This is a genomic window from Vibrio sp. Y51_MX_L26, assembly GCF_024181935.1.
GTDB lineage: Bacteria > Pseudomonadota > Gammaproteobacteria > Enterobacterales > Vibrionaceae > Vibrio > Vibrio diabolicus.
The window spans coordinates 39687-62837 of the sequence record NZ_JAMZAS010000012.1; the positions used below are offsets into that span (position 1 = coordinate 39687).

Sequence of the window (23151 nt, forward strand, 5' to 3'; positions counted from 1 at the left end):
GCACATGAGTGCAGAATTGCTGCTTAACGTGACCCCGAGTGAAACTCGTGTGGCCATGATTGAAGGTGGAGTACTACAAGAAATACATATCGAGCGCGAATCGCGTCGCGGCATTGTGGGCAATATATACAAAGGCAAAGTCAGCCGAGTACTGCCAGGTATGCAAGCGGCTTTCGTCGATATCGGTTTAGATAAAGCGGCGTTTTTACATGCGTCAGATATTGTCCCGCATACCGAATGTGTGGCAGAGAACGAAAAACAGCAGTTTCAAGTCCGTGATATTTCTGAGCTGGTACGTCAGGGACAAGATATAGTTGTACAAGTGGTCAAAGATCCGCTCGGCACGAAAGGCGCGCGTTTAACGACGGATATCACCTTACCTTCACGTTATCTTGTCTTTATGCCGGGTGCCAGCCATGTTGGTGTCTCGCAGCGTATTGAGAGTGAGAAAGAGCGCGAGCGTCTGAAAAAAGTGGTGAATCATTACTGTGATGAGCACGGTGGTTTTATCATTCGTACCGCCGCGGAAGGCGCAGATGAAAAAGAGCTTTCTCAAGATGCGGCATTTCTTAAGCGCTTGTGGCTAAAAGTCATGGAGCGTCGTTCAAAATACAAAACGCGTTCAACGCTTTACGGTGAGCTTGGTTTGGCCCAGCGCATTCTGCGTGATTTTGTCGGCACAGAGCTCGATAAAATCATGGTCGACTCCCGCCTCGAATATGAAAACCTGAAAGAATTCACTTCTGAGTATGTACCTGAGTTAACAGACAAGCTTGAGCTTTACGAAGGTGACAAGCCAATCTTTGACATGTACGACACCGAGAATGAAATTCAGCGTTCTTTAGAGCGCAAGGTTGAACTAAAGTCGGGTGGCTACTTGATCATCGATCAAACTGAAGCCATGACAACTATCGACATCAACACTGGTGCATTTGTTGGTCGTCGTAATCTTGAAGAGACCATCTTTAATACCAACATTGAGGCAACGCAAGCTATTGCGCGTCAGCTGCGTTTACGTAACCTCGGCGGTATTATCATCATTGACTTTATCGATATGGCATCCGAAGAGCACCGTCAGCGAGTGCTTACCTCATTGGAAACCGCACTGGCTAAAGACCGAGTAAAAACCAACATCAACGGCTTTACTCAGCTCGGCTTAGTCGAGATGACGCGTAAGCGCACACGAGAAAGTATTGAACATATCTTGTGTTCTGGCTGTCCTACTTGTGAGGGCCGTGGTAGCGTGAAAACGGTTGAAACCGTGTGCTTTGAGATATTACGCGAGATTACTCGTGTAAACCGTGCTTACGACGCCGATAATTTTGTTGTGTACGCATCGCCGTTTGTTGCTGAAGCGCTGTTGGGTGATGAGTCTCATGCATTGGCTGAGCTCGAAGTATTTATTGGCAAGCAAGTGCGAGTTCAGGCTGAGCCCCTGTACATTCAGGAACAGTTTGACGTCGTAATGATGTAATTTGGAACATTTGTGAATTCTGGTGTTAACCGTTTTGGGCGTTTTTGTGCGTGGAGTTTAGTTACTGTACTGGTGTTATTAGCCATATTAGTAACCACACTGCGCGTCACATTGCCACAACTTAACCACTTCCAAGATGAGATCAAAACCTGGGTCAAGCAGGACACAGGTTTTGACTTTTCTATCGCCAATGTCGCAGGGACGTGGCGCAATAATCACCCCTCGATCGCGCTACTCGGTTTAGAAGCGAATCTGCCGAATATTCAGGATGCACGCTTTGCCGTTGAAGAAATCCAAATTGAATTCGATCTCATTCAATCTCTTTTGCAACTCAAACCGGTGGTCGCTGACCTCACCATCCATAACCTCGCTCTGGATATTCACACCGTAGACATTCTGCCGACCTCTAGTCGTCAAGAGCAGGAGTCGAGTGCGGATAAGAGCGAAGTGAAGCTCATCGACCAACTCGACTCACTTCTTTTACGTCAGTTTGAAGACTTCACCATTACCGACTCACGGATTTGGTATAAATCGGTATCTGGTGAGACTCGCCGTTTGGATATCGAGCAGCTCCGTTGGAGCAACCAAGGCAAGCACCACTTAGCCGAAGGCACCGTGAACATTGCCGATGTTCGTCTGAATTCATTGTTAGTGAGCGCTAACTTTAAAGACCATGGTTCGCTGCGTGATGTGTCTGGTGAGTTTTACGTAAGTGCCCAAGATGTCTCAGTGACGCCTTGGTTAACCACTTACATGCAAGAAGAGTCGGGTGCTGAGTCGGGTAAGGTCAGCTTAAACACTTGGCTGACGTTGAAACACAGCCAACCGAATGATGCGTATGTTGAACTGTTGCCTTCTGAGCTGGTGTGGAATGAAAACGGTCGTCATGAGCTGTTTATCGAGTCAGGTATTTTCAACCTTCGACCTGATAAACAAGGTTGGAAAGTAAATGGTCACTCACTTCGTATCAGAACCGACAACACCCCTTGGCCGGAATTAGACGCAGCGTTTGATTGGCAACCGAATGGTTGGACGCTCAACCTTTCTCAACTCGACATTGAAGCACTCATTCCGCTCATCAAGCTGGCTCCAGAGTCAGAGTCGACCAGTGACCTTATTAACAAACTAGCACCGAAAGGCCGAGTTGAAGATGTTCGCTTGTCCATGAACGGTGGTTTAGACACGTTACGCTACTCCGCGGAACTGGATGAACTTGCGATGACGCAATGGGAACTGCTACCAGGATTCCATCATGTACAGGGCAGTATATCTGGTGATTTAGATCAGGCAAAAGCGAAAGTAACCGTCATTGATGATGTATTTCCGTACGGTGATGTATTTCAAGCTCCGCTGAATATCAAACAAGGTGAAGTCGATATTATCTGGCAACAAGATAAGAGCGGCTGGCGCTTGTGGTCTGATAAAGTGACGGCAGCGACACCGGATCTTCAAGTATTAGGAGCATTCCGTCTTGATTTTCCAAAAGAACAAAGCCCATTTTTATCGTTTTATGCTGAAGCAGATCTCTATAACGCAGGTGAAACATGGCGTTACCTGCCGACGCTGGCACTCGGACAAGACTTAACGGATTACCTATCGACTGCGATTCAAGGCGGTAAAGTGAATACGGCTAAGCTGCTGTGGTATGGCGAGTTAGGGGATTTTCCTTACAAAGATCATAATGGCATGTTTCAGGCGTGGGTCGGTTTAAAAGACGCGAAATTTAGCTTTGATACGGCGTGGCCAACCATCACTGATCTGCAGCTGGACTTGCTGTTTGAAAATGATGCCATGTATTTGGATTCAAAGTCCGCCACGCTAAATGGTGTTCATGCCAAGCGTATTACTGGGCGAATCCCTGAGTTGGCGGAAGGTGGACACATTGAGATTGAAGCCAAAGCGAGCGCGCCGGGCAATGAAGTTCGTGACTACATGATGGCGACGCCATTGGTGGATTCGGTCGGGGCAGCGTTGACGGCGCTGCAAGTGAGTGGTCCGGTTTACTCTGAGTTCCAGCTCAACATTCCGTTTGATTTTGAAAAAGAGTCCCGTGCTTGGGGTTATGCCGATTTAACAGAAAACCGTGTCGATATTGAAGCGCCGCCAATGACACTGGAGAAAGCCACAGGGCGTATCCACTTCGATAATGATGTGGTCACCACATCGGGTTTGTCTGCAGAGTTGCTTACCCAGCCTATCTCCCTCGATTTTCGTGGTGAGAGTGCGGAACAGGGCTACAATGTGACGATTAACACATTAGGAGATTGGGACGTTGAGCCTCTCAAACCTTATGTTGGTGAGCGTTGGTTAAAGCTTGTTTCTGGGCATGCGCCGTGGCAAATGGACATTGATTTACAACTTAATGATGTAGGCTTCACCTATCAACTTGATGTGTTGGCGCAGCTAAATCGTTTAGCGAGTCAATATCCCTATCCGCTAGCGAAACAAGTTGGCGAGTCCGGGCAAGCAAAACTACAGGCATCCGGCAACCAAGAAAGTATTTCAGCAAGACTACAGATACCAAATGCTAAGTATCAAACCGAGATAGATATAACTGGCGATGTACCTGTTCTGACGGCGACTCATTTAATGGTCGGCAAAGGTGGTTTCAGGATCAGCCCTATTGTCGGACACGATGCATCAGTGCGTGTCGGTGAGCTTAATTTAGACCAATGGGCAGAGCTGGTTCAGGGCTCGGAAGGTAAGCAATCCTCATCTGTTCTGGCAAGCATGAAGACGCCGAGTATTCCATTGCCTACACGGATTGATGTTGAAACGCCAAACTTGCAGCTTGGTGGGATTGAGTTTCATGATGTGGACTTCTCCGCAAGCAAAAAGAATTTGAGCTGGCAACTCGATGTGGACAGTCAAGAGGTTAAAGGTAAGGCTAACTATCTGAAACCTTATGACTTATCGGTCTCTTTGGAGCACTTGCACCTGTATATTCCAGGGTTTGAAGAGATGACCAAAGAGCGCAGCTCGCTCTTTGCCAGTGAAGACCAAAACGCGCCTTTGATTACCAATTTTGACCGCAAGTTTCACGCTGAGATGCCAAACTTAACTTTGAACATTGATGATTTTTGGTTGCAAGGTTACAAAGTGGGGAAGGTGAATGTTGATTTGCAGCGTCGCGAGAACCGTTTGGAGTGGAAAAATATCACCTTTAGCAGCGGCAAAAACCGCATTGATATGAGCGGTTGGTGGGATCTGACAAAAGAGAGTAGCCATTCCAACTTAACCATGAAAATGAAAGGTGATAACAACACTGACCTTATGGAGCGCTTTGGTATCACATCGGGTATTCAGCAGGCACCATTTGAGATCAATGCCAATATGGAATGGGACGGCGCGCCTTGGTCTATGAAGACACAAACCTTGCAAGGGAATGTCTCAACGGAATTTGGTAAAGGCTTGATCAGTGAAGTCAGTGGTGCCGCACGCTTGTTAGGCTTGTTCAGTTTGGATTCTATCATCCGTAAGATGCAGCTCGACTTTACCGACGTATTCGACAAAGGCATGGCGTTTAACTCGATCACAGGCACGGGCAAAATCCAAGATGGCGTATTTATCACCAACGATATCGTGATGGATGCGTTAGCAGGGGAAATGCAGATCCGCGGCATCGCCAATATGAACAGCAGAATGGTCGATGCGGAAGTGAAGTTCACCCCAGACATCACATCAGGCCTACCAATGCTGACCGCGTTTGCAGTAGCGCCACAAACCGCGTTGTATGTTTTAGCCATCTCAACAGTGATTTCTCCGGTGGTTGAGGTCTTCACTCAAGTCAATTATGAAGTGAAAGGCCCACTAGATTCACCAACGGTAAAAGAAATTTCTCGAAGTAAAGGTGAATACAAACTGCCAGAAAAGCTGCGTGAACAGGCCAAATAACTCACCGACTAAAATGGAATAGGGAGGAAACACATGGAACGTGTTGGCATTATTCAAATGACATCGGGTCCTGATATCACTGCGAATCTGGACTTTATTGAAAAACAGTGTGCTTTGGCGAGTAAGCAAGGTGCCAAGCTTGTCCTTACCCCTGAAAATACGGTGCTGTTTGCCAACCGCGAAGCGTACCATCAACATGCAGAGCCACTTGGGAGTGGCGTGATTCAACAGCGGCTCTCTGAAATCGCAAGAAAGAACCAGTTAACACTGATTGCCGGAAGCATGCCCATTCAAACCGCAAAAGGTGTCACGACCACAACGCTTGTATTGCCGCCGCACGGTAAATGCATTGCTCACTATGACAAACTGCATATGTTTGATGTCGACGTAGCCGATGGTTATGGTAGTTATCGTGAGTCGGACACGTTTATGGCGGGTAATCAAATAGTCGTGGCGGAAACCGATATCGGCAGCGTTGGATTGAGCATCTGTTACGATCTTCGTTTCCCTGAGCTTTATAAAGTATTACGCCAAGAAGGCGCGGATATCATTGTGGTGCCTGCTGCGTTTACCGCTGTGACGGGGCAAGCTCACTGGGAAGTATTATTGCGAGCTAGAGCGATTGAGACACAATGTTGGATTTTGGCAAGCGGACAAACTGGAACGCATCCATGTGGACGAAAAACATGGGGACACTCGATGGTCGTTGACCCTTGGGGACGTATCCATAAGCAGCTTCAGGATGAAGTAGGCTTGTTAGTGACAGAGATAGATTTGTCACAAAGCCAACAAGTAAGGCAGAATATGCCGCTGACTCAACACAGTCGCTTTCAAAATGAATTGAGACGGAAATAAAAGAGCTAACTATGAGCACAAACCAAATAGAACAGGCACTCCTTGCCCCAAATGGTCTGACAGAACAAGACATTGCTGACACGCTTGCCAGCATTGCGACGCGCCAGATCGATTATGCGGACATTTACTTTCAGTCCAGCTGGCATGAGTCTCTGGTTCTAGAAGACAGCATCATCAAAGATGGCTCTTTTAACATTGATTGTGGTGTTGGTGTCCGCGCCGTAACTGGCGAAAAAACAGGCTTTGCCTACTCTGATCAAATCCAGCCTGAAGGCCTGAAGCAGAGTGCAATGGCGGCGCGCGGTATTGCTCAGCAAGGGCAAAATGGCAAAGTTCATGCGTTTAAACGTACGGAGAACCAAGCGTACTACGCGGCTGTGAATCCACTAGCTGAATGGGAAAAGCAGCAAAAAACAGAATTACTTAAGTCTCTAGATGCTTACATCCGCACTAAAGAACCATTGATTAAAGAAGTCTCGATCAGCATCAGCGGTGTGCATGAGCAGATGCTTGTTGCGGCAACAGACGGTACTTATGCAGGCGATATTCGTCCTTTGGTGCGTTTGTCTATTAGTGTGCTTGCACAAAAAGGTGAACGACGTGAACGCGGTAGCGCTGGTGGCGGTGGCCGTTTTGGTTACGATTTCTTTTTAACGGAAAGCAATGGTGTGAAACAAGCTTTCCATTATGCAGACGAAGCGATTCGCATGGCGTTGGTTAACCTTGAAGCAGAAGCCGCGCCAGCAGGCATGATGCCAGTGGTATTGGGCTCAGGTTGGCCAGGCGTATTGCTACATGAGGCGGTAGGTCATGGCTTAGAAGGTGACTTTAACCGTAAGGAATCTTCGGTTTTCTCTGGCAAAATGGGTCAACAAGTGACGTCTTCACTGTGTACCATTGTTGATGACGGTACATTAAAAGACCTTCGTGGTTCACTGAATGTGGATGATGAAGGGGTGAATGGCCAGTACAACACGCTTATCGAAAATGGTGTGCTGAAAGGTTACATGCAAGACAAGCTAAACGCGCGGTTAATGGGTGTGAACCCAACAGGTAACGGTCGTCGTGAGTCGTATGCACATTTGCCGATGCCGCGTATGACCAACACCTACATGCTTCCAGGTGAGCATACGCCAGAAGAAATCATCTCGACGGTAGAAAAAGGGTTGTATGCGCCAAACTTTGGTGGCGGTCAGGTGGACATTACTTCGGGTAAGTTTGTGTTCTCCGCATCGGAAGCGTACTTAATTGAAAACGGCAAAATTACGCGCCCTGTTAAAGGTGCGACGTTGATTGGCTCTGGTATTGAAGCCATGCAACAAGTGTCGATGGTTGGTAACGACTTAAGTATCGACAAGGGCGTTGGCGTATGTGGTAAAGCAGGTCAAAGTGTACCTGTTGGTGTTGGTCAGCCGACCTTGAAGCTGGACTCACTGACAGTGGGTGGCACTGAGTAACTCAGTCGAATCGTTATAAAAAGAGCGCTCATTAGAGCGCTCTTTTGCTTTGTGAGTCGGTGTCAATTACAGGTTTTCTTCAGCAAATTCCGCCAAGCGGCTACGAACCACGCCGTTGAGGTGAATATTTGCGCTGCCTTCAAAGTTCTTGAAGCGCTCAACCATGTACGTCAACCCTGATGTCACTGGGGTGAGGTAATGAGAGTCAATCTGCGCCAAGTTACCGGAGCAGACGATCTTGGTTCCTTCGCCGCAGCGGGTGATGATGGTTTTGATTTGTGAAGCGGTGAGGTTTTGACACTCATCAAGCAGCACAAACGCATTTTGAATCGAACGGCCACGCATAAAGTTGATCGATTTAAACTGAATATTGGCTTTATCGCAGATGTACTTCAATGAGCCTTCAGTGCAGTGATCGTGTTTATGTAGCGCTTCCAAGGTATCGGTCACCGCCGCTAACCACGGCATCATTTTCTCCTCTTCTGAGCCGGGTAGGAAGCCGATGGATTCACCGATGTCTGGCGTGTTACGCGTCACGATAATTTTATCGAACATGCCTTTTTCAATCGTTTGCTCCAGTGCTGCTGCCATGGCTAATAGCGTTTTACCACTACCAGCGGCACCGGTTAAAATCACCAGGTCAATATCCGGGTCAAGTAAGGCATCCAACGCCATTCCTTGGTAGATATTTTTTGGTGTGATGTCCCAAGCCTTACGGTGCATCATGCGTTCGCGGCTCAGGTCGAGTAGCGTTAATTTGTCTTCATTGATGGTTTCTACGCGGCCAGCAAAGTCGCTGTCTTCATCAATCACATATTGGTTAATAAAGGTTGGTTCAAAAGGTTCACGACTGAGCTTGTGATAGGTTTTTCCGCCCAGCGCATAACTTTCTACTTCCTCAATATCACTCCAGAAGTCCCCCTCACGCAGTTGAAAACCTTTGGTGAGGTATTGAATGTCGTCAATCAGTTGATCGGTTCGGTAGTCTTCAACAAAACGTACGCCAGCGCCTTTGGCGCGCAGACGCATGTTAATGTCTTTCGTGATCAGTACCACTTCACGTGGTGCTCGTTTGTTTTGCAGATAAAGCACCGCATTGAGTATGCGGTTGTCACCGGCTTTGTCGGCGAAGGCTTTGACGGTTTCCTGCAGTTCAAAATCCGCCAAAATGGAAATGGTGCCTTGGTCGGGGCTGTCTTTAGAAACAGGAATACCTTCAGAAATTTCATCGGGCGTTGCTTCTTTAAATAAATCTTCCAAAGCGCGAATAGCCACGCGAGCGTCTCTTGCGACATCGCGTTTGCTGTCTTTGATTCGGTCGAGTTCTTCCAACACGGTCATGGGGATAACGACATCGTGTTCTTGGAAAGAGAAGATGGCAAAGGGTTCATGAAGAAGAATGTTGGTATCAAGTACAAACAGTTTCCGATCGGTATCGCCCATAGCGTCTCCTTGCCGTAATACGGCTCTGCATGCGAGTGGTTAGGTCGTTCTCAAATAGGTGTGAAGCGGCCTAACTCTGATTGCTTGCAATAGAGGTTGTCGGGCTGATGTCGGTTAGTGTGCAACCGAGTAGCAAGACAACTTACTGCAAACCCGTGTTGATCCTAATCGTGTACTAACGCGCTTAAATCATATGCAATGGTTTTAAACGCCCCTCACTAGAAGTATACGTAATATTTACGTTCTACAACTTAATAATTGGCATGAGTATTTTACAATTTGATTGCATTTATAGTTTGGGAAAAAAAGTTTCCGCTTGATGCGGTTTCGGCGTGACCTAAATCACAGCTTCAAGTAAGATTAGCGACCTTTTTCTGCGTATAGGCTACGTCCGATTTATCATGTTGAGCTGGCTTAAAAATACTCAGTTCATACTGGAATGACGAATGCTATCGGCATAGCAGAAGCCAGAATCAGATCTAAACTATTATCCATGCCTACGGGCATGAGTAGACCAACAAGAAACACGAATCAAGAACTAATAACGAGGTAGTCAATTCATGACATTTGCTTTGGGGCAGCGCTGGATTAGCGATACGGAAAGCGATTTAGGTTTAGGTACCGTTGTAGCAATGGATGCTCGTACTGTGACATTGATGTTTGCAGCGTCAGAGGAAAACCGAGTTTACGCACGTAACGATGCACCTGTTACCCGAGTCACCTTTAACGTTGGTGATGTCATCGACTGCCAAGAAGGTTGGTCTCTAAAAGTTGAAGAAGTACTGGAAGATGAAGGTCTATACACCTATTTCGGTACTCGTGAAGACACGCAAGAAACCGCCGTTGTTCTGCGTGAGATTTTTCTGAGCAACCAAATTCGTTTTAATAAACCTCAAGATAAGTTGTACGCCGGTCAAATCGATCGCATGGACAACTTTGTTCTGCGTTACCGTGCGCTAACCAACCAGTTTGAGCAGCATAAGAGCCCAATGCGTGGCCTATGTGGTATGCGTGCAGGTTTGATCCCTCATCAGCTTTACATCGCGCACGAAGTTGGCCGTCGCCACGCGCCACGCGTATTACTGGCGGATGAAGTTGGTTTGGGTAAAACCATCGAAGCGGGCATGATCATCCACCAGCAAGTGCTGTCTGGCCGTGCAGAACGTATTTTGATTGTGGTACCTGAAACACTGCAACATCAATGGCTGGTTGAGATGATGCGTCGTTTCAATCTGCATTTCTCTATCTTTGACGAAGAGCGCTGTATCGAAGCTTTTTCGGATGCAGAAAACCCATTTGATACTCAGCAATACGTGCTGTGTTCTTTGGATTTCCTACGCAAGAGCCGCAAGCGTTTTGAACAAGCACTGGAAGGTGAATGGGACCTACTGGTTGTCGATGAAGCGCATCACCTTGAGTGGAGCCAAGATAAACCAAGCCGTGAATACCAAGTAGTGGAAGGCTTGGCTGAACGCACTCCGGGCGTACTGCTACTGACGGCAACGCCAGAACAGCTTGGTCGTGAAAGCCACTTTGCTCGTCTGCGTTTGCTGGATCCTGACCGTTTCTACGATTACGAAGCGTTCGTCGAGGAAGAAGAGCAATACGCACCTGTAGCTGATGCGATTACGTCACTCTTCTCTGGTGAAAAACTGCCTGATGAAGCGAAAAACCAGATTACTGAATTGTTGTCTGAACAAGACGTAGAACCACTTTTCCGCATAATCGAGAGTGAGACTGACGAAGAAGCGAAAGCGTCAGCGCGCCAAGAGTTGATCGACAACTTGATGGATCGTCACGGTACGGGACGTGTTCTGTTCCGTAACACACGTGCGGCTATCAAAGGCTTCCCTGCGCGTAACGTACACCTGATGCCAATGGATATTCCACCGCAATACACCACGTCAATGCGTGTTGCTGGGATGATCGGCGGTAAGATGAGCTCTGAAGCACGTGCAATGAAGAACCTTTACCCAGAAGAGATCTTCCAAGAATTTGAAGGCGATGATGCAAGCTGGTGGCAATTTGACTCGCGCGTGAATTGGTTACTTGAAAAGGTAAAAGAGAAGCGCAGCGAGAAAATTCTGGTGATTGCCTCTCGTGCAAGTACGGCTCTGCAATTGGAGCAAGCACTGCGTGAGCGTGAAGGCATCCGTGCGACGGTCTTCCACGAAGGCATGTCGATTCTTGAGCGCGACAAAGCTGCGGCTTACTTTGCGCAAGAAGAAGGCGGTGCACAGGTTCTGATCTGTAGCGAAATCGGTTCTGAAGGCCGTAACTTCCAGTTTGCCAACCAATTAGTCATGTTTGACTTGCCGTTCAACCCTGACTTGCTTGAGCAACGTATTGGTCGTTTGGACCGTATCGGTCAAAATCGCGACATCGACATTCATGTTCCTTACCTGAAAGGTACCTCGCAAGCCATTCTTGCTCGCTGGTTTGATGAAGGTTTAAACGCTTTTGCAGAAACTTGCCCAACAGGCCGTGCCGTTTACGATAAGTACTCTGATGATCTGATTGAAATCCTTGCTTCTGGTGACACCAGCACGCTAGATGAGATCATTGAAGCGTCAGCAAAAATGAATAAAGAGCTGAAATCCCAATTGGAGCAAGGCCGTGATCGCCTATTAGAAATGCATTCAAATGGCGGGGAAAAAGCACAACAAATCGTTGAGAAAATTGAATCAACCGACGGTGATACCAATTTGGTCACCTTCGCACTTTCTCTTTTCGATACGATTGGTTTGAACCAAGACGATAAAGGTGAAAACGCACTGATTGTGACCCCATCTGAGCACATGATGGTACCAAGCTACCCAGGTCTGCCATACGAAGGAGCGACGATCACGTTTGATCGTGATACGGCTTTGTCTCGTGAAGATATGCACTTTATCAGTTGGGAGCACCCAATGATCCAGGGTGGTATCGATCTTCTGATGAGTGAAGGGGTGGGGACGTCTGCGGTATCTCTACTGAAAAACAAAGCGTTACCAGTTGGGACCATTCTTCTTGAGTTGATTTACGCGGTAGATGCGCAAGCGCCAAAACGCAGTGGTATCGCGCGCTTCTTACCGAAAACGCCAATCCGTTTGATGATGGACTCGCGTGGTAATGATTTGTCTGCTCAAGTGGAATTTGAAAGCTTTAACCGCCAGCTTAGCCCTGTAAACCGTCACTTAGGTAGCAAGTTGGTCACGTCGGTACAGAAAGACGTACACCGCTTAATTGAAGCGGGGGATAGTCTTATCGAAGCGAAGGTTGAGGAAGTACGCAAGCAAGCTCATCAAGATATGCAGCATAGCTTGAATGCAGAACTTGAGCGTTTGCAAGCACTGAAAGCGGTAAACCCAAATATTCGTGATGAAGAAATTGAAGCCATTGATGCACAAATTAAAGAGCTCACGGGTTACATCAACCAAGCTCAAGTGCAGCTCGACTCGCTACGTTTGATTGTGGTGAGCCACAACTAAGTAAGCATTTATTGCTCATTAAAAAAGGTCTTCAGTTGAAGACCTTTTTCTTTATTTGCGGTTTAGTTTCTTTATGCAGAATGCATTACTCACTCATCGCTAACTCATTTACATCAACCATTTCCACCAGATAAATACAGCCAAGAAGCCAAACAAGTAAATCAGGCCTGCAATCGACAACCACTTCAATTTAGGTCCAACAGCCAAAGGTTCTGGTAGCTCGGTTTTGCTCACTAATGTGTAATTTAGCAGAGCAAAGAATGGCGTGGTCATAAAGGCGAGGATCATCGCAAAGTTCAGCATAGGCAATAACGCAGAAGCCCAGAAAACCACAATACCTAATGCAAGTAAGGCGACCACCAGCATGATCGCTGACGTGGCTTTAGGGTTAGTGTCTGGTTGTGAGCGCAGTAGACGTTGAGAGTCAGAAATAACGCGTGAGTAGCCATCAATAACGGTAATCGTGCTGCCAAAGATACAGAAAAACGCAATTACCGCGATTAAGTAACGAGACCATTCGCCAATTGTTGCCGCATATAAGCCAACCAATTGGTGGGAGAAGCCAACGCCAGAGCTTTCAAGCGCAACGCCAGAGCCATAAAGCATCAAAGAACCTAATGATACAAAGATAATGGCAAGAAAAGCCGTGCCAATATAACCGACATTAAAGTCAAATAGAGCAGAGCGGTATGTTACTTCTTGCTGGCTTGATTGGCGTTTTAACCACGCAGAGGTCAAGCAGGAGATCTCTATCGGTGCTGGCATCCAGCCCATTGTTACGACGATAAAGCCAATTGCCGCAATCGACCAAGGTGACGGTGGCTCGAAGTTGGCCACTTGCTCAACAGGGTTACCAAAGGCGATAGAAACGGCAAGTAAAGTCGCGATGGTTAACACCGACATGATCACCTTAGATAGCGTATCGAGCGCTTTGTAATGGCCAGCAAATAATATGATCAGGCAGGTGACAATCACAATGATACTGAGTGATGTCATTGATAGTGAAAACGGAATGAAGTAGCCCAGCAAGCTAGCGCTAAACATCAACAAAGCGGCGGTATTGATTACGGCTGAGACCACGCTCAGAAATAGAAATAGCCATAGATAAGGCCGACCTAATTTCGCGTAGCCCTCAACCAAAGTGAGCCCTGTTCCCATGGTGTACTGTACGCCCGCTCGGAAAAAAGGGTATTTAAACAGGTTTACGAGCAGAATCAGCGCCGCCAGTTGCCAGCCATAAATCGCACCAGCTTTGGTTGATGCGACGAGGTGAGAGCCACCCACCGCAGCAGATGCCATTAATATGCCGGGGCCTAACGAACGAAAAAATAAGGAAAGTTTGGATTGGGGTTTATCTATAACGGCGGAGTCCATTGCTTATTGTCCTTTTTATCTTATGTACCTTTCTAAAGAGATACATACCGCAGTGCATGACAAGCTGAGCGCTCGCCCTATACTGCGCAACGGTAATGTCTTTTAAATGCTGTGTTTTGATGTATTTATTTTAAGTATTCTTTGCGAATATCATGCTGTGTGCATCTAGCACTCTATTCAGTTATGCGTCTTGTTGTCAAACTAAATTTACAACGTGCTATTTTTAGTTTTTATGCTAAAGGATTGACTTTGTTTTATTGGTTTGAACTTTTCTTCAGCACCCTGCATCTGGGTGCTATTTGGGTATATAATCGCGGCGTTTTTATTTTGTAGAGATCTCCCATGGCAATGCTTGAATATACCCCTCCCACCGATCCTTGGGTCGATATCGTTTTTGAGGATGACGACATTCTGGCAGTGAATAAGCCATCAGGATTGCTGTCTGTTCCTGGTCGCCTCGCAGAGCATTACGACAGCATGTGGAGCCGCCTCAAGGAAGTGCATCCAGAAATCCAAGTAGTGCATCGCTTGGATATGTCGACATCAGGGTTGATGCTGCTGGCGAAAAACAAACCTTCGGAGCGAGCATTAAAAAAGCAGTTCCAATATCGCCTCACTCACAAGGTGTATTACGCACGTGTTTGGGGGCATGTTGAGCCGCAAGAAGGGAATATTGATCTTCCATTAATTTGTGATTGGCCAAATCGTCCGCGACAAAAAGTATGTTTCGACGACGGCAAACCATCTCAAACTTTATTCCAAGTGGTGAAGCGTGAAGTGCACCCTGATGGCACCCATACGACCGTTGTGCGACTACTGCCCATTACTGGTCGATCGCATCAGTTACGCGTGCATTTGATGGCTATTGGTCATGCGATTGTGGGTGATGAGTTTTATGCAAGCGAAGAGGCGTATCAGTTTTCAGAACGTTTAGAGTTGCACGCTGCGGAGCTAAGTTTTTATCACCCAGCCACGGATCAGCTGAGCAGTATTTTTGTACCCTGTGACTTTTATCCTGAAGCCGAGGCGGTGATCTTTAACTATTTTTCGCCAGAACGTACATTGCCTGATTATAAAACGTTGCCACACCCTTAATGCCAGCCGCAGTCAACAACGGTTCTTTCTAGTTCGCTATTTCGTTACTGTGGTTGATGTATCCTGTCTTTCAGCCGTGAACAAGGAGTTGTTATGTCTTTGCCGACCATCGTATTTTTGGACCGTGCGACCATCCCAGAACATATTGAGATCCCACGACCTAGCTTTCAGCACTACTGGCGTGAGTACGACTTAACCGCGCCAGAGCAGGTAATAGAAAGGTTAGCAGATGCAGATATCGTGATTAGCAATAAAGTCCTGCTTGACCAAAATATATTAGAGCAACTACCACAATTGCGGATGATCGCGGTTGCCGCAACTGGTTTTAACAACGTCGATGTGGACTACTGTGCTAAGCATAATATTGCGGTTGCCAATGTACGTGGTTACGCGACGCGTTCGGTGCCCGAGCACGTGATTGCGATGCTGTTTGCTTTACGCCGAAATTTATTTGGTTACCATCAAGATATTGCCGCTGGCGAATGGCAGCGTAATAAGCAGTTTTGCTTTTTTACGCACCCAATCGGGGATATAGGTGGTAGCACGCTAGGTGTTATTGGCAGCGGCGCTTTAGGGCAAGCGACAGCACAGTTAGCTGATGCGCTAGGCATGCAGGTGATCTTTGCTGAGCGTAAAGGTGCATCAGAATGCCGACCTGGTTATGTGCCGTTTGAGGAAGTGTTAAAACGCTCTGATGCGTTGACTTTGCACTGTCCGCTCAACAAGCATACTCAGAATTTGATTGGTCAAGCAGAGTTGCAACAAATGAAGCCCAACGCCATTCTAATTAATACGGGGCGTGGAGGCTTGGTGAATGAGCAAGCGCTGGTGGACGCCCTAAAACAGGGAGAAATTGCTGCGGCTGGTTTTGATGTTTTTACCCAAGAACCAGCTGATGAGAGCAATCCGCTGATTGCCAATATGGGTTTACCTAATTTGTTACTGACACCGCATGTTGCATGGGGCAGTGACTCTTCGATTCAACGTTTAGTGGAAATCTTGATTGAGAACATTGACGCTTTCGAGCGCGGAGAGCGTATTAATCGCTTGGTGTAACGCTGACATTTAAGTAAAAGATAAAAAAAGCAGACATCATGTCTGCTTTTTTCGTTAATTGAATGCTCGTTGGAATCGAGCCGTCGAATTAAAACTCTTCTTCGTTGAGACCTTTTAGGATCTGGAAGATTTCGCGGTACGCTTTTGCTGGTTTCCCTGCTTTTTTCTCTTTGGCTGCTTGGCGAGCCAATTGGCGTAGACGCTGACGATCCGCTTCTGGGTACATTTCCATTACGTCATCAATGGCTTTGTCGCCTTCTTCCACCACGCGATCACGCAATGCTTCAAGCTTGTGGAATACCGCTGTTAATTGAGAGTGCTTGTTACGAATCTTATCCAACGCCGCTTGGATTGGCTCTGGATCTTCATAACGCATCAACTTACCAATACGTTGTAATTGGCGACGACGTGCTTCGTTTTTAAAGCGTTGTGCGTCTGCAATTGCTTCTCGCAGGTCTTCGCTCAATGGAAACTTTTCTAGAACTGCAGGTTTGAGGCCAACAAGCTCCTCACCTAGCTTTTGCAGTTCTTCCATGTCTCGCTTCATCTCGGATTTGCTTACCCAGATGATCTCTTCTTCTGGTTCCCATGGCGCTTTTTGATTCTTACGTGCCATTTCAGTTGCCTGTGTTTTGATTAATATTATGACTATTTTAACAAGAATCGTGGGGAGAAAGCGAAATTCTTGTTATCCTATTGTTCATCAAAGACAAGATGTGAAAGACAATGGATATTAAACAGCAGGTTGCTGAGCAACGTACCGAGCTAGAGCAAGCCGTCGCAAGAGCCTTAAAGCTTGCATCGGCAAAATCTGACGCCGCCGAAGTCGCAATTACCAAAAGCACTGGTTTAAGTGTATCTACTCGCATGGGCGAGGTAGAAAATGTCGAGTTCAACAGCGATGGTGCGCTGGGCATTACCGTTTACCGAGGTCAACGTAAAGGCAGTGCTTCCACGTCTGATTTAAGTGAAGCTGCTATCGAGCAAACCGTTATTGCGGCGCTGGATATTGCGCATTACACATCTGAAGATCCATTTGCAGGGCCCGCAGCCAAAGAATACATGGTGCAAGAGATCCCTGATCTTGATCTTTTCCACCCAGACGCCCCTGATCCCGATTATGCTGCCGATGTGGCGATCGCCGCTGAGAAAGAAGCGTTAAGTTATGACAGTGCAATCAAACAAAGTGATGGCGCGAGTTATGATAGCCACTACGGTGTAAAAGTGTATGGTAACAGCCATGGCTTATTAGCAAGCTATGCGTCTAGCCGCCACAGTACCAGCTGTTGTGTGATTGGCGTTGGTCAAAATGGCGAAATGGAGCGTGATTACAGCTACACAGTGGCACGTCATCGCGATGACTTATGGACACCAGAAACAGTGGGTCGTAAGGCGGCAGAGAATACGATTAACCGTTTAGATGCGCAGCGCCTAAAGACAGGTAAATACCCAATCATGTTTGCTGCTGATGTTGCAACTGGCTTGATTGGTCACCTTGTTATGGCGATCAGCGGTGGTAACCTGTACCGTAAATCTTCTTTTCTACTTGATCATCTTGGTAAGCAAGTGCTTCCTGAGTGGTTCAATATCTCGGAGCGTCCACATGTATTACGTGGTTTGGCGTCAAGCCCCTTCGATAGCGAAGGCGTGTACACTCAAGATCGTGAGATCATCACTGACGGTGTGCTAGCGACTTACCTGTTAACCAGTTATGCCGCACGTAAAATGAAGATGGCGCCGACAGGTCACGCTGGTGGCATCCATAACTGGTACGTGAAATCGACTGGTCAAAACTTCGAACAAATGCTTAAAGAGCTCGGCACTGGTCTTCTAGTGACAGAAGTGATGGGGCAAGGCGTGAACGTGGTAACAGGTGATTACTCTCGCGGTGCTGCAGGCTTTTGGGTTGAGAACGGCGAAATCCAATACCCAGTATCGGAAATTACCATCGCTGGTAATCTGAAGGACATGTTCAATAAGATTGTTGCCGTAGGTAGCGACGTTGAAACGCGCTCGCAAATTCAAACGGGTTCAATCTTACTGGATGCGATGAAAGTTGCAGGTGAGTAAGCTTTCCTAATTCAGAATTAAAAAAGCCTGATGTGTTCATCAGGCTTTTTAGTTTTTGCAGTTAGGTAATCAGTATTGTGGCAAGCCCTAAGAATACTGATAAACCAATTACATCCGTTACGGTCGTTAACGCCATACCACCAGCTAAAGCTGGGTCGATGTTCATTTTCTTTAAGAGGATTGGAATCGTTACTCCGGCAACCCCAGCGACCAATAAGTTGGTCAGCATCGCGGCGGAAATGATTCCCCCTAGCATCCAGTTACCTTTCCAAGCGACAACAATGCCGCCAATAATCAGCGCCCACATGATGCCGTTGAGTAAACCGATCGAGGCTTCTTTCATCAACAGTTCTCGTTTGTTCGAGTCACCGATATGACCAAGAGCAAGACCACGAATCACTAGTGCGACGGTTTGGTTACCAGCGACACCACCCATGGAAGGAACAATCGTCATCAATACGGCAATGGCAGCCATCTGGTCTAGCGTGGCTTCAAACATGTTAGAAACAGAAGCGGCAGCGAGTGCGGCCAACACGTTGGCCCCAAGCCAGATACTGCGTTTGCGAGCTGATTTTACAACGGGTGCGAAGGTATCTTCGTCATCGTCCATACCTGCCATACTCATCATCGAGTGCTCGGCATCTTCACGGATAACGTCAACTACGTCATCGATAGTGATACGGCCAACGAGATGCTGATTCTCGTCTACGACAGGAGCAGAGACCCAGTTACGACGTTCGAACAGACTAGCAACATCTGAATCACTGGTATCGACAGTGATCGCTTCGTCAGCATCTTCCATGATGTCGACAATTTTGACATCAGGCTGGGTCGTGATCAGCAGAGTAATGGGTAGTTCACCAATCAGTTTGCTTTCTTCATCAATGACATAAAGTGCATCCGTTGCTTCTGGTAGTTCACCTTTCATACGCAGATAACGTAAAACCACGTCCACATCTACGTCACCACGAATCGTGATAACGTCGGTGTTCATCAGTCCACCTGCAGTGTCTTCTGGGTAGGACAGGGCGGTTTCGACACGCAGACGGTCAGAGGAGTCCATTTGCGACAGGACTTCGCGTGACAGGTTGTCTGGCAAGCTACGCAGTACATAAGCCACGTCATCGGTATCCATGCCTTCTGTCGCTTCTGCAAGCGCTTCTGGTGCCATTTTGGATACGAGACTATCTTTGACGTCTTCGTTCAGTTCGTCGAGGATTTCACCGTAGTCTTCAGGGTCGGTGAGTTGCCAGAGAACTTCACGGCTTTTGCGTGGAGAGGCTTCTAAAAGGTGAGCGATATCCTCAGGTTCCATGTCCTGTAACTGACGACGAACATGGACGAAGCGGCCATTTTCTAGCGCTTCTGTGACTTCTTGGAGGGCTTGGTGAGCTTGGTCGAATTCAATTTGCTCTGCCATTCATTCCTCCCAATTCCTGATATTTACAATGTGTTGAATAATAACTTAATTCTAGGCGCCTTTTAATAACAACTTATGATACTAAGCAAATTTATTTCTTGGCGCAGTCAGGGGAAGGGGAGTGAGAGGTAATAAAAAAGCGAGTAAATTACTCGCCTTCATCAAATTTATCTTCGATTAAGTGGCAAACGGCATCCAGTGCTTCTTCTGCTTGCTCACCCGCAGCGTGGATTGTGACGTACTGTCCTTGAGCAGACTCAAGCATTAATAAACCCATTACGCTGTCTGCTGTGGCGGTTTTGTCTTCTTCATTATCGATAGTGATGACCGCTTCAAAGCTCTGGGCCAGTTCGACCAGTTTGACGGCTGCGCGAGCATGTAAGCCAAGGCGATTTTGAATCAATACTTTACGACTTAACTCCACAGCTACTCCTTAGTGTTTTTCTCTAGTGAGGTATGGCGAATTTGCACTTGGTGTCCTTTATTGGCGAAGTACTCACCGATTTGCTGAGTTAAGTACACCGAACGGTGTTTACCACCGGTACAACCTATTGCAACGGTCAAATAGCTGCGATTGTTTTTCTCGAGCAGAGGTAACCAATTCTCTATAAAGTTTTCAATTTGGTATTTCAAACTTAACACCGATTGGTGCTGCTCCAAAAATGCGGCGATAGGGGCATCCAAACCCGTAAGTGGGCGCAACGCTGGTTCCCAATGTGGGTTGGGCAAGAAGCGAACGTCGAATACGTAATCGGCATCGGAAGGCAGGCCATATTTGAAGCCAAAAGACTCAAATACCATAACAAGCCCTTTGCGATCTCTGCCTTCAACACGCATACGCACGGTTTCACTCAACTCATGCAAAGATTGTCCGCTGCTGTTCAGTACAAGATCGGCATGCGCTTTAAGTGGTGTTAAAATTTCTTTCTCACGCTCGATGGCTTGGTCAAGGGAGAGAGAGGTGCCACCTAAAGATAAAGGGTGGATTCGGCGTGTTTCGCTGTAGCGTTTGAGTAGCGTTTCCTTATTGGCGTCCAAGAAAAGCACGGTCACATCAAGCTCTGTTTTCAACTGCTCCAGTGTACCAGTCAGTTCTTTTAGCTTTTTAGGGATATTGCGAATATCAATGCTTACCGCAACATTCTGCTTGCTGTCAGCAACAGAGTGAACAAATGCGTCCAGCAAATTCACTGGGAGGTTATCAACACAGTAATAACCTAAGTCTTCCAGTACGCGCAGCGCAATACTCTTACCGGCACCTGAGTGCCCGCTAACCACGATTAGTCGCATGATGTCCGTCCTGCTTATTGGTGAATCATGATGTCGTAAAGTTCTTCATCACTCTGAGCATTGCGCAGTAGTTTCAATACTTGCTTATCGCTCAGACGTTCTGCCATAGAGGATAGAGTCTTGAGGTGCTCTTTGCACTGTTCTTCTGGTACAAGGAGCGCAAAAAGAAGGTCGACAGGTCGATTATCAATCGCATCGAATTCAATTGCTTCATCACATTGCAGCAAGACAGCAATAGCCTTGTCGCTCGATTGCATTCTAGCGTGTGGGATCGCAATACCGTTTCCGATACCAGTACTGCCCATTTTCTCTCTGTTGAGCATGCACTCGAACAGTTCGGTAGAATCTTGGCCCGTTTGATCAGCCACGATGCGGCTGATCATTTCAAGGGCGCGTTTTTTACTCGTGCAGTGGACCGCACTCTTGGTGCAGTCCAATGACAGTATTTCGCTCAGTTGCATGATTAATGACTGTTTAGTTTTTCTTTGTGCTTATTGAGTTGGCGAACCAATTTATCTACCAGCGAATCGATCGCGGCATACATATTTTCGTCATCAGCTGATGCGTGGATTTCGCCTTGATTTATATGAAGCGTAGCTTCCGCGATTTGAGTGATTTTTTCAACTTTTAGTACAACATGTACTTGATTGATATGGTCGAAGAACCTTTCGAGCTTCTGAAACTTAGAATTTACATAGTCTTGCATTGAATCGGTAAGATCAACGTGATGGCCTTGAATATTGATTTGCATAGACTTTCCTTTTCAGTTAGTGCCTTATAATAGGCGTTTACGCTGACTTGAAGGGGCAATTCCCAAGGATTCTCGATATTTGGCTATCGTACGTCTCGCGACCTGAATCCCTTGGTCAGCCAGAAGAGCAGCAATCTTGCTATCACTCAATGGCTTAGCAGTATTCTCTGCTGCGACCAGTTTTTTAATGAGTGCGCGAATTGCTGTTGACGAACATTCTCCGCCGTTGTCAGTACTAACATGGCTAGAGAAGAAGTACTTCAATTCAAAAATGCCACGTGGTGTATGCATAAATTTTTGTGTTGTTACACGAGAAATCGTGGATTCATGCATGTCCACTGCCAAGGCTACATCATTTAGTACCATTGGCTTCATGGCTTCCTCACCATACTCGAAGAAATCTTGTTGATGTTCAACAATACATCTTGCAACTTTGAGTAGCGTCTCGTTTCTACTCTCTAAGCTCTTAATTAACCATTTTGCCTCTTGCAAATTGCTGCGGATGTACTGGCTATCCGCGCTATTGCCTTTGCCTAATTGAGCATATTGTTGATTTACTTTTAATTTTGGAACGCTATCTGGGTTGATAGAAACGGTCCATTTGCCGTTGTCTTTAAAAACGGACACATCTGGAATTACGTACTCGGTATCATCCGGTGTGATACGACTACCGGGACGAGGATCTAACTGCTGGATAAGTTTGAGGACTTCACGGAGATCGGCTTCTTTCAGCTTAGTCTCTTTAATAACGAGCTTGTAATCACGGTTCCCCAGGTGATCAATATGATCCGCAAGAATCATTTTGGCTTCAGCAAGCCACGGTGTGTCTTCTGGGAAAGTCGCTAGCTGTAGCAGTAGGCACTCTTGTAAGTTGCGTGATGCCACACCGAGCGGATCGAACTGCTGAATACGTTTACGAACGGCTTCTACTTCGTCTAACTCAATCTCTTCGTTATCGAAGCTCTCATGAATTTCTTCAGGCGATAGGGTTAGGTAACCGTAGTCGTCAACAGCGTCAATAATCGCTAATGCAATCGTACGATCGGTTTCACTGAATGGTGTCAGGTCAAGCTGCCACATTAGGTAGTCATGCAATGATTCCGTGGTTTCGCCTTGGTAGACAGGCATATCATCATCAAGAGCTAAGCCAGTGCTACCGGTATTCGCGCTGTAGACGTCATCCCAAGTGGTATCGATTTCAAGTTCAGAGCTGATCTCTGACTTCTCAATTACGTCTGAACTGTCTGGAACGTCAATGTCTGCTGGTTCGTTAGCACTGTTGCTATCAGCAGCCTCGACCGCTGATTTATCTTCACCGTTTGCTAGAGGCTCATCTTGGCCTTCTTCAACTTCCAATAATGGGTTTGAATCCAAGGCTTCTTGGATTTCCTGTTGAAGATCGAGTGTCGACAGTTGCAGTAAGCGAATCGCTTGTTGCAACTGTGGCGTCATGGCTAACTGTTGACCTAGCTTGAGTTGTAATGAAGGTTTCATTCAGTGTT

Annotated in this window: 17 protein-coding genes; 8 read left to right on the forward strand and 9 right to left on the reverse strand. The window is 46.8% G+C overall.

What is annotated here, in order from left to right:
* Positions 1-4: 4 nt before the first annotated feature.
* From rng to tldD, 4 genes are read left to right on the forward strand one after another with little or no spacing between them, the layout of a single operon-like run.
* Positions 5-1474, forward strand: a complete 1470-nt coding sequence (gene rng, locus NL645_RS19370) for a ribonuclease G (RefSeq protein WP_005381138.1) — start codon at positions 5-7, stop codon at positions 1472-1474.
* 12 nt (positions 1475-1486) lie between these two features.
* Complete coding sequence (locus tag NL645_RS19375; RefSeq protein ID WP_253652246.1) at positions 1487-5368, forward strand: YhdP family protein; 3882 nt, start codon at positions 1487-1489, stop codon at positions 5366-5368.
* 33 nt (positions 5369-5401) lie between these two features.
* The gene (locus NL645_RS19380; RefSeq protein WP_167426223.1) at positions 5402-6223 is read left to right on the forward strand and encodes a carbon-nitrogen hydrolase family protein; all 822 of its coding nucleotides are present in this window, start codon (positions 5402-5404) and stop codon (positions 6221-6223) included.
* An 11-nt stretch (positions 6224-6234) separates the two neighbouring features.
* On the forward strand, positions 6235-7680 hold the full coding sequence (tldD, locus tag NL645_RS19385; RefSeq protein ID WP_047009150.1) for a metalloprotease TldD: 1446 nt from the start codon (positions 6235-6237) through the stop codon (positions 7678-7680).
* 66 nt (positions 7681-7746) lie between these two features.
* Here tldD and NL645_RS19390 read toward each other — a convergent pair whose 3' ends face one another.
* Entirely contained in the window at positions 7747-9123 is a 1377-nt protein-coding gene (locus NL645_RS19390; RefSeq protein ID WP_006742346.1) for a PhoH family protein, read from the reverse strand.
* Positions 9124-9683: 560 nt separating this feature from the next.
* Between NL645_RS19390 and rapA the strand changes: the two genes are divergently transcribed.
* On the forward strand, positions 9684-12593 hold the full coding sequence (gene rapA, locus NL645_RS19395; RefSeq protein ID WP_253652247.1) for an RNA polymerase-associated protein RapA: 2910 nt from the start codon (positions 9684-9686) through the stop codon (positions 12591-12593).
* Positions 12594-12701: 108 nt separating this feature from the next.
* Here the strand turns inward: rapA and NL645_RS19400 are convergent, their stop codons facing one another.
* Positions 12702-13967, reverse strand: coding sequence for an NRAMP family divalent metal transporter (locus tag NL645_RS19400; RefSeq protein WP_176311171.1), 1266 nt, complete (start codon positions 13965-13967; stop codon positions 12702-12704).
* 342 nt (positions 13968-14309) lie between these two features.
* Here NL645_RS19400 and NL645_RS19405 point away from each other — a divergent pair, with 342 nt between their 5' ends.
* Positions 14310-15062: a pseudouridine synthase gene (locus NL645_RS19405; RefSeq protein WP_253652248.1), complete on the forward strand. Its 753-nt coding sequence runs from the start codon at positions 14310-14312 to the stop codon at positions 15060-15062.
* Between the two features lie 93 nt (positions 15063-15155).
* On the forward strand, positions 15156-16118 hold the full coding sequence (locus NL645_RS19410) for a D-2-hydroxyacid dehydrogenase (RefSeq protein WP_253652249.1): 963 nt from the start codon (positions 15156-15158) through the stop codon (positions 16116-16118).
* Between the two features lie 88 nt (positions 16119-16206).
* On the opposite strand, the gene yjgA is transcribed toward NL645_RS19410, so the two are convergent.
* Complete coding sequence (gene yjgA, locus NL645_RS19415) at positions 16207-16734, reverse strand: ribosome biogenesis factor YjgA (protein ID WP_005396253.1); 528 nt, start codon at positions 16732-16734, stop codon at positions 16207-16209.
* 110 nt (positions 16735-16844) lie between these two features.
* Between yjgA and pmbA the strand changes: the two genes are divergently transcribed.
* Positions 16845-18188: a metalloprotease PmbA gene (gene pmbA / locus NL645_RS19420; RefSeq protein WP_253652250.1), complete on the forward strand. Its 1344-nt coding sequence runs from the start codon at positions 16845-16847 to the stop codon at positions 18186-18188.
* A gap of 61 nt (positions 18189-18249) precedes the next feature.
* Here the strand turns inward: pmbA and mgtE are convergent, their stop codons facing one another.
* From mgtE to NL645_RS19450, 6 genes are all read right to left on the reverse strand, one after another.
* On the reverse strand, positions 18250-19608 hold the full coding sequence (mgtE, locus tag NL645_RS19425; RefSeq protein WP_006742352.1) for a magnesium transporter: 1359 nt from the start codon (positions 19606-19608) through the stop codon (positions 18250-18252).
* 148 nt (positions 19609-19756) lie between these two features.
* Positions 19757-20032, reverse strand: coding sequence for an HPr family phosphocarrier protein (locus tag NL645_RS19430; protein ID WP_005396244.1), 276 nt, complete (start codon positions 20030-20032; stop codon positions 19757-19759).
* A 2-nt stretch (positions 20033-20034) separates the two neighbouring features.
* Positions 20035-20898 carry an RNase adapter RapZ gene (gene rapZ, locus NL645_RS19435; RefSeq protein WP_006742353.1) on the reverse strand — a complete coding sequence of 288 codons (864 nt, stop codon included), beginning with the start codon at positions 20896-20898 and terminating at the stop codon, positions 20035-20037.
* Positions 20899-20912: 14 nt separating this feature from the next.
* Complete coding sequence (gene ptsN, locus NL645_RS19440; RefSeq protein WP_005381116.1) at positions 20913-21359, reverse strand: PTS IIA-like nitrogen regulatory protein PtsN; 447 nt, start codon at positions 21357-21359, stop codon at positions 20913-20915.
* Between the two features lie 2 nt (positions 21360-21361).
* On the reverse strand, positions 21362-21649 hold the full coding sequence (gene hpf / locus NL645_RS19445) for a ribosome hibernation promoting factor (protein WP_005381114.1): 288 nt from the start codon (positions 21647-21649) through the stop codon (positions 21362-21364).
* Between the two features lie 24 nt (positions 21650-21673).
* Positions 21674-23143 carry an RNA polymerase factor sigma-54 gene (locus NL645_RS19450; RefSeq protein ID WP_005396241.1) on the reverse strand — a complete coding sequence of 490 codons (1470 nt, stop codon included), beginning with the start codon at positions 23141-23143 and terminating at the stop codon, positions 21674-21676.
* Positions 23144-23151: the final 8 nt, after the last annotated feature.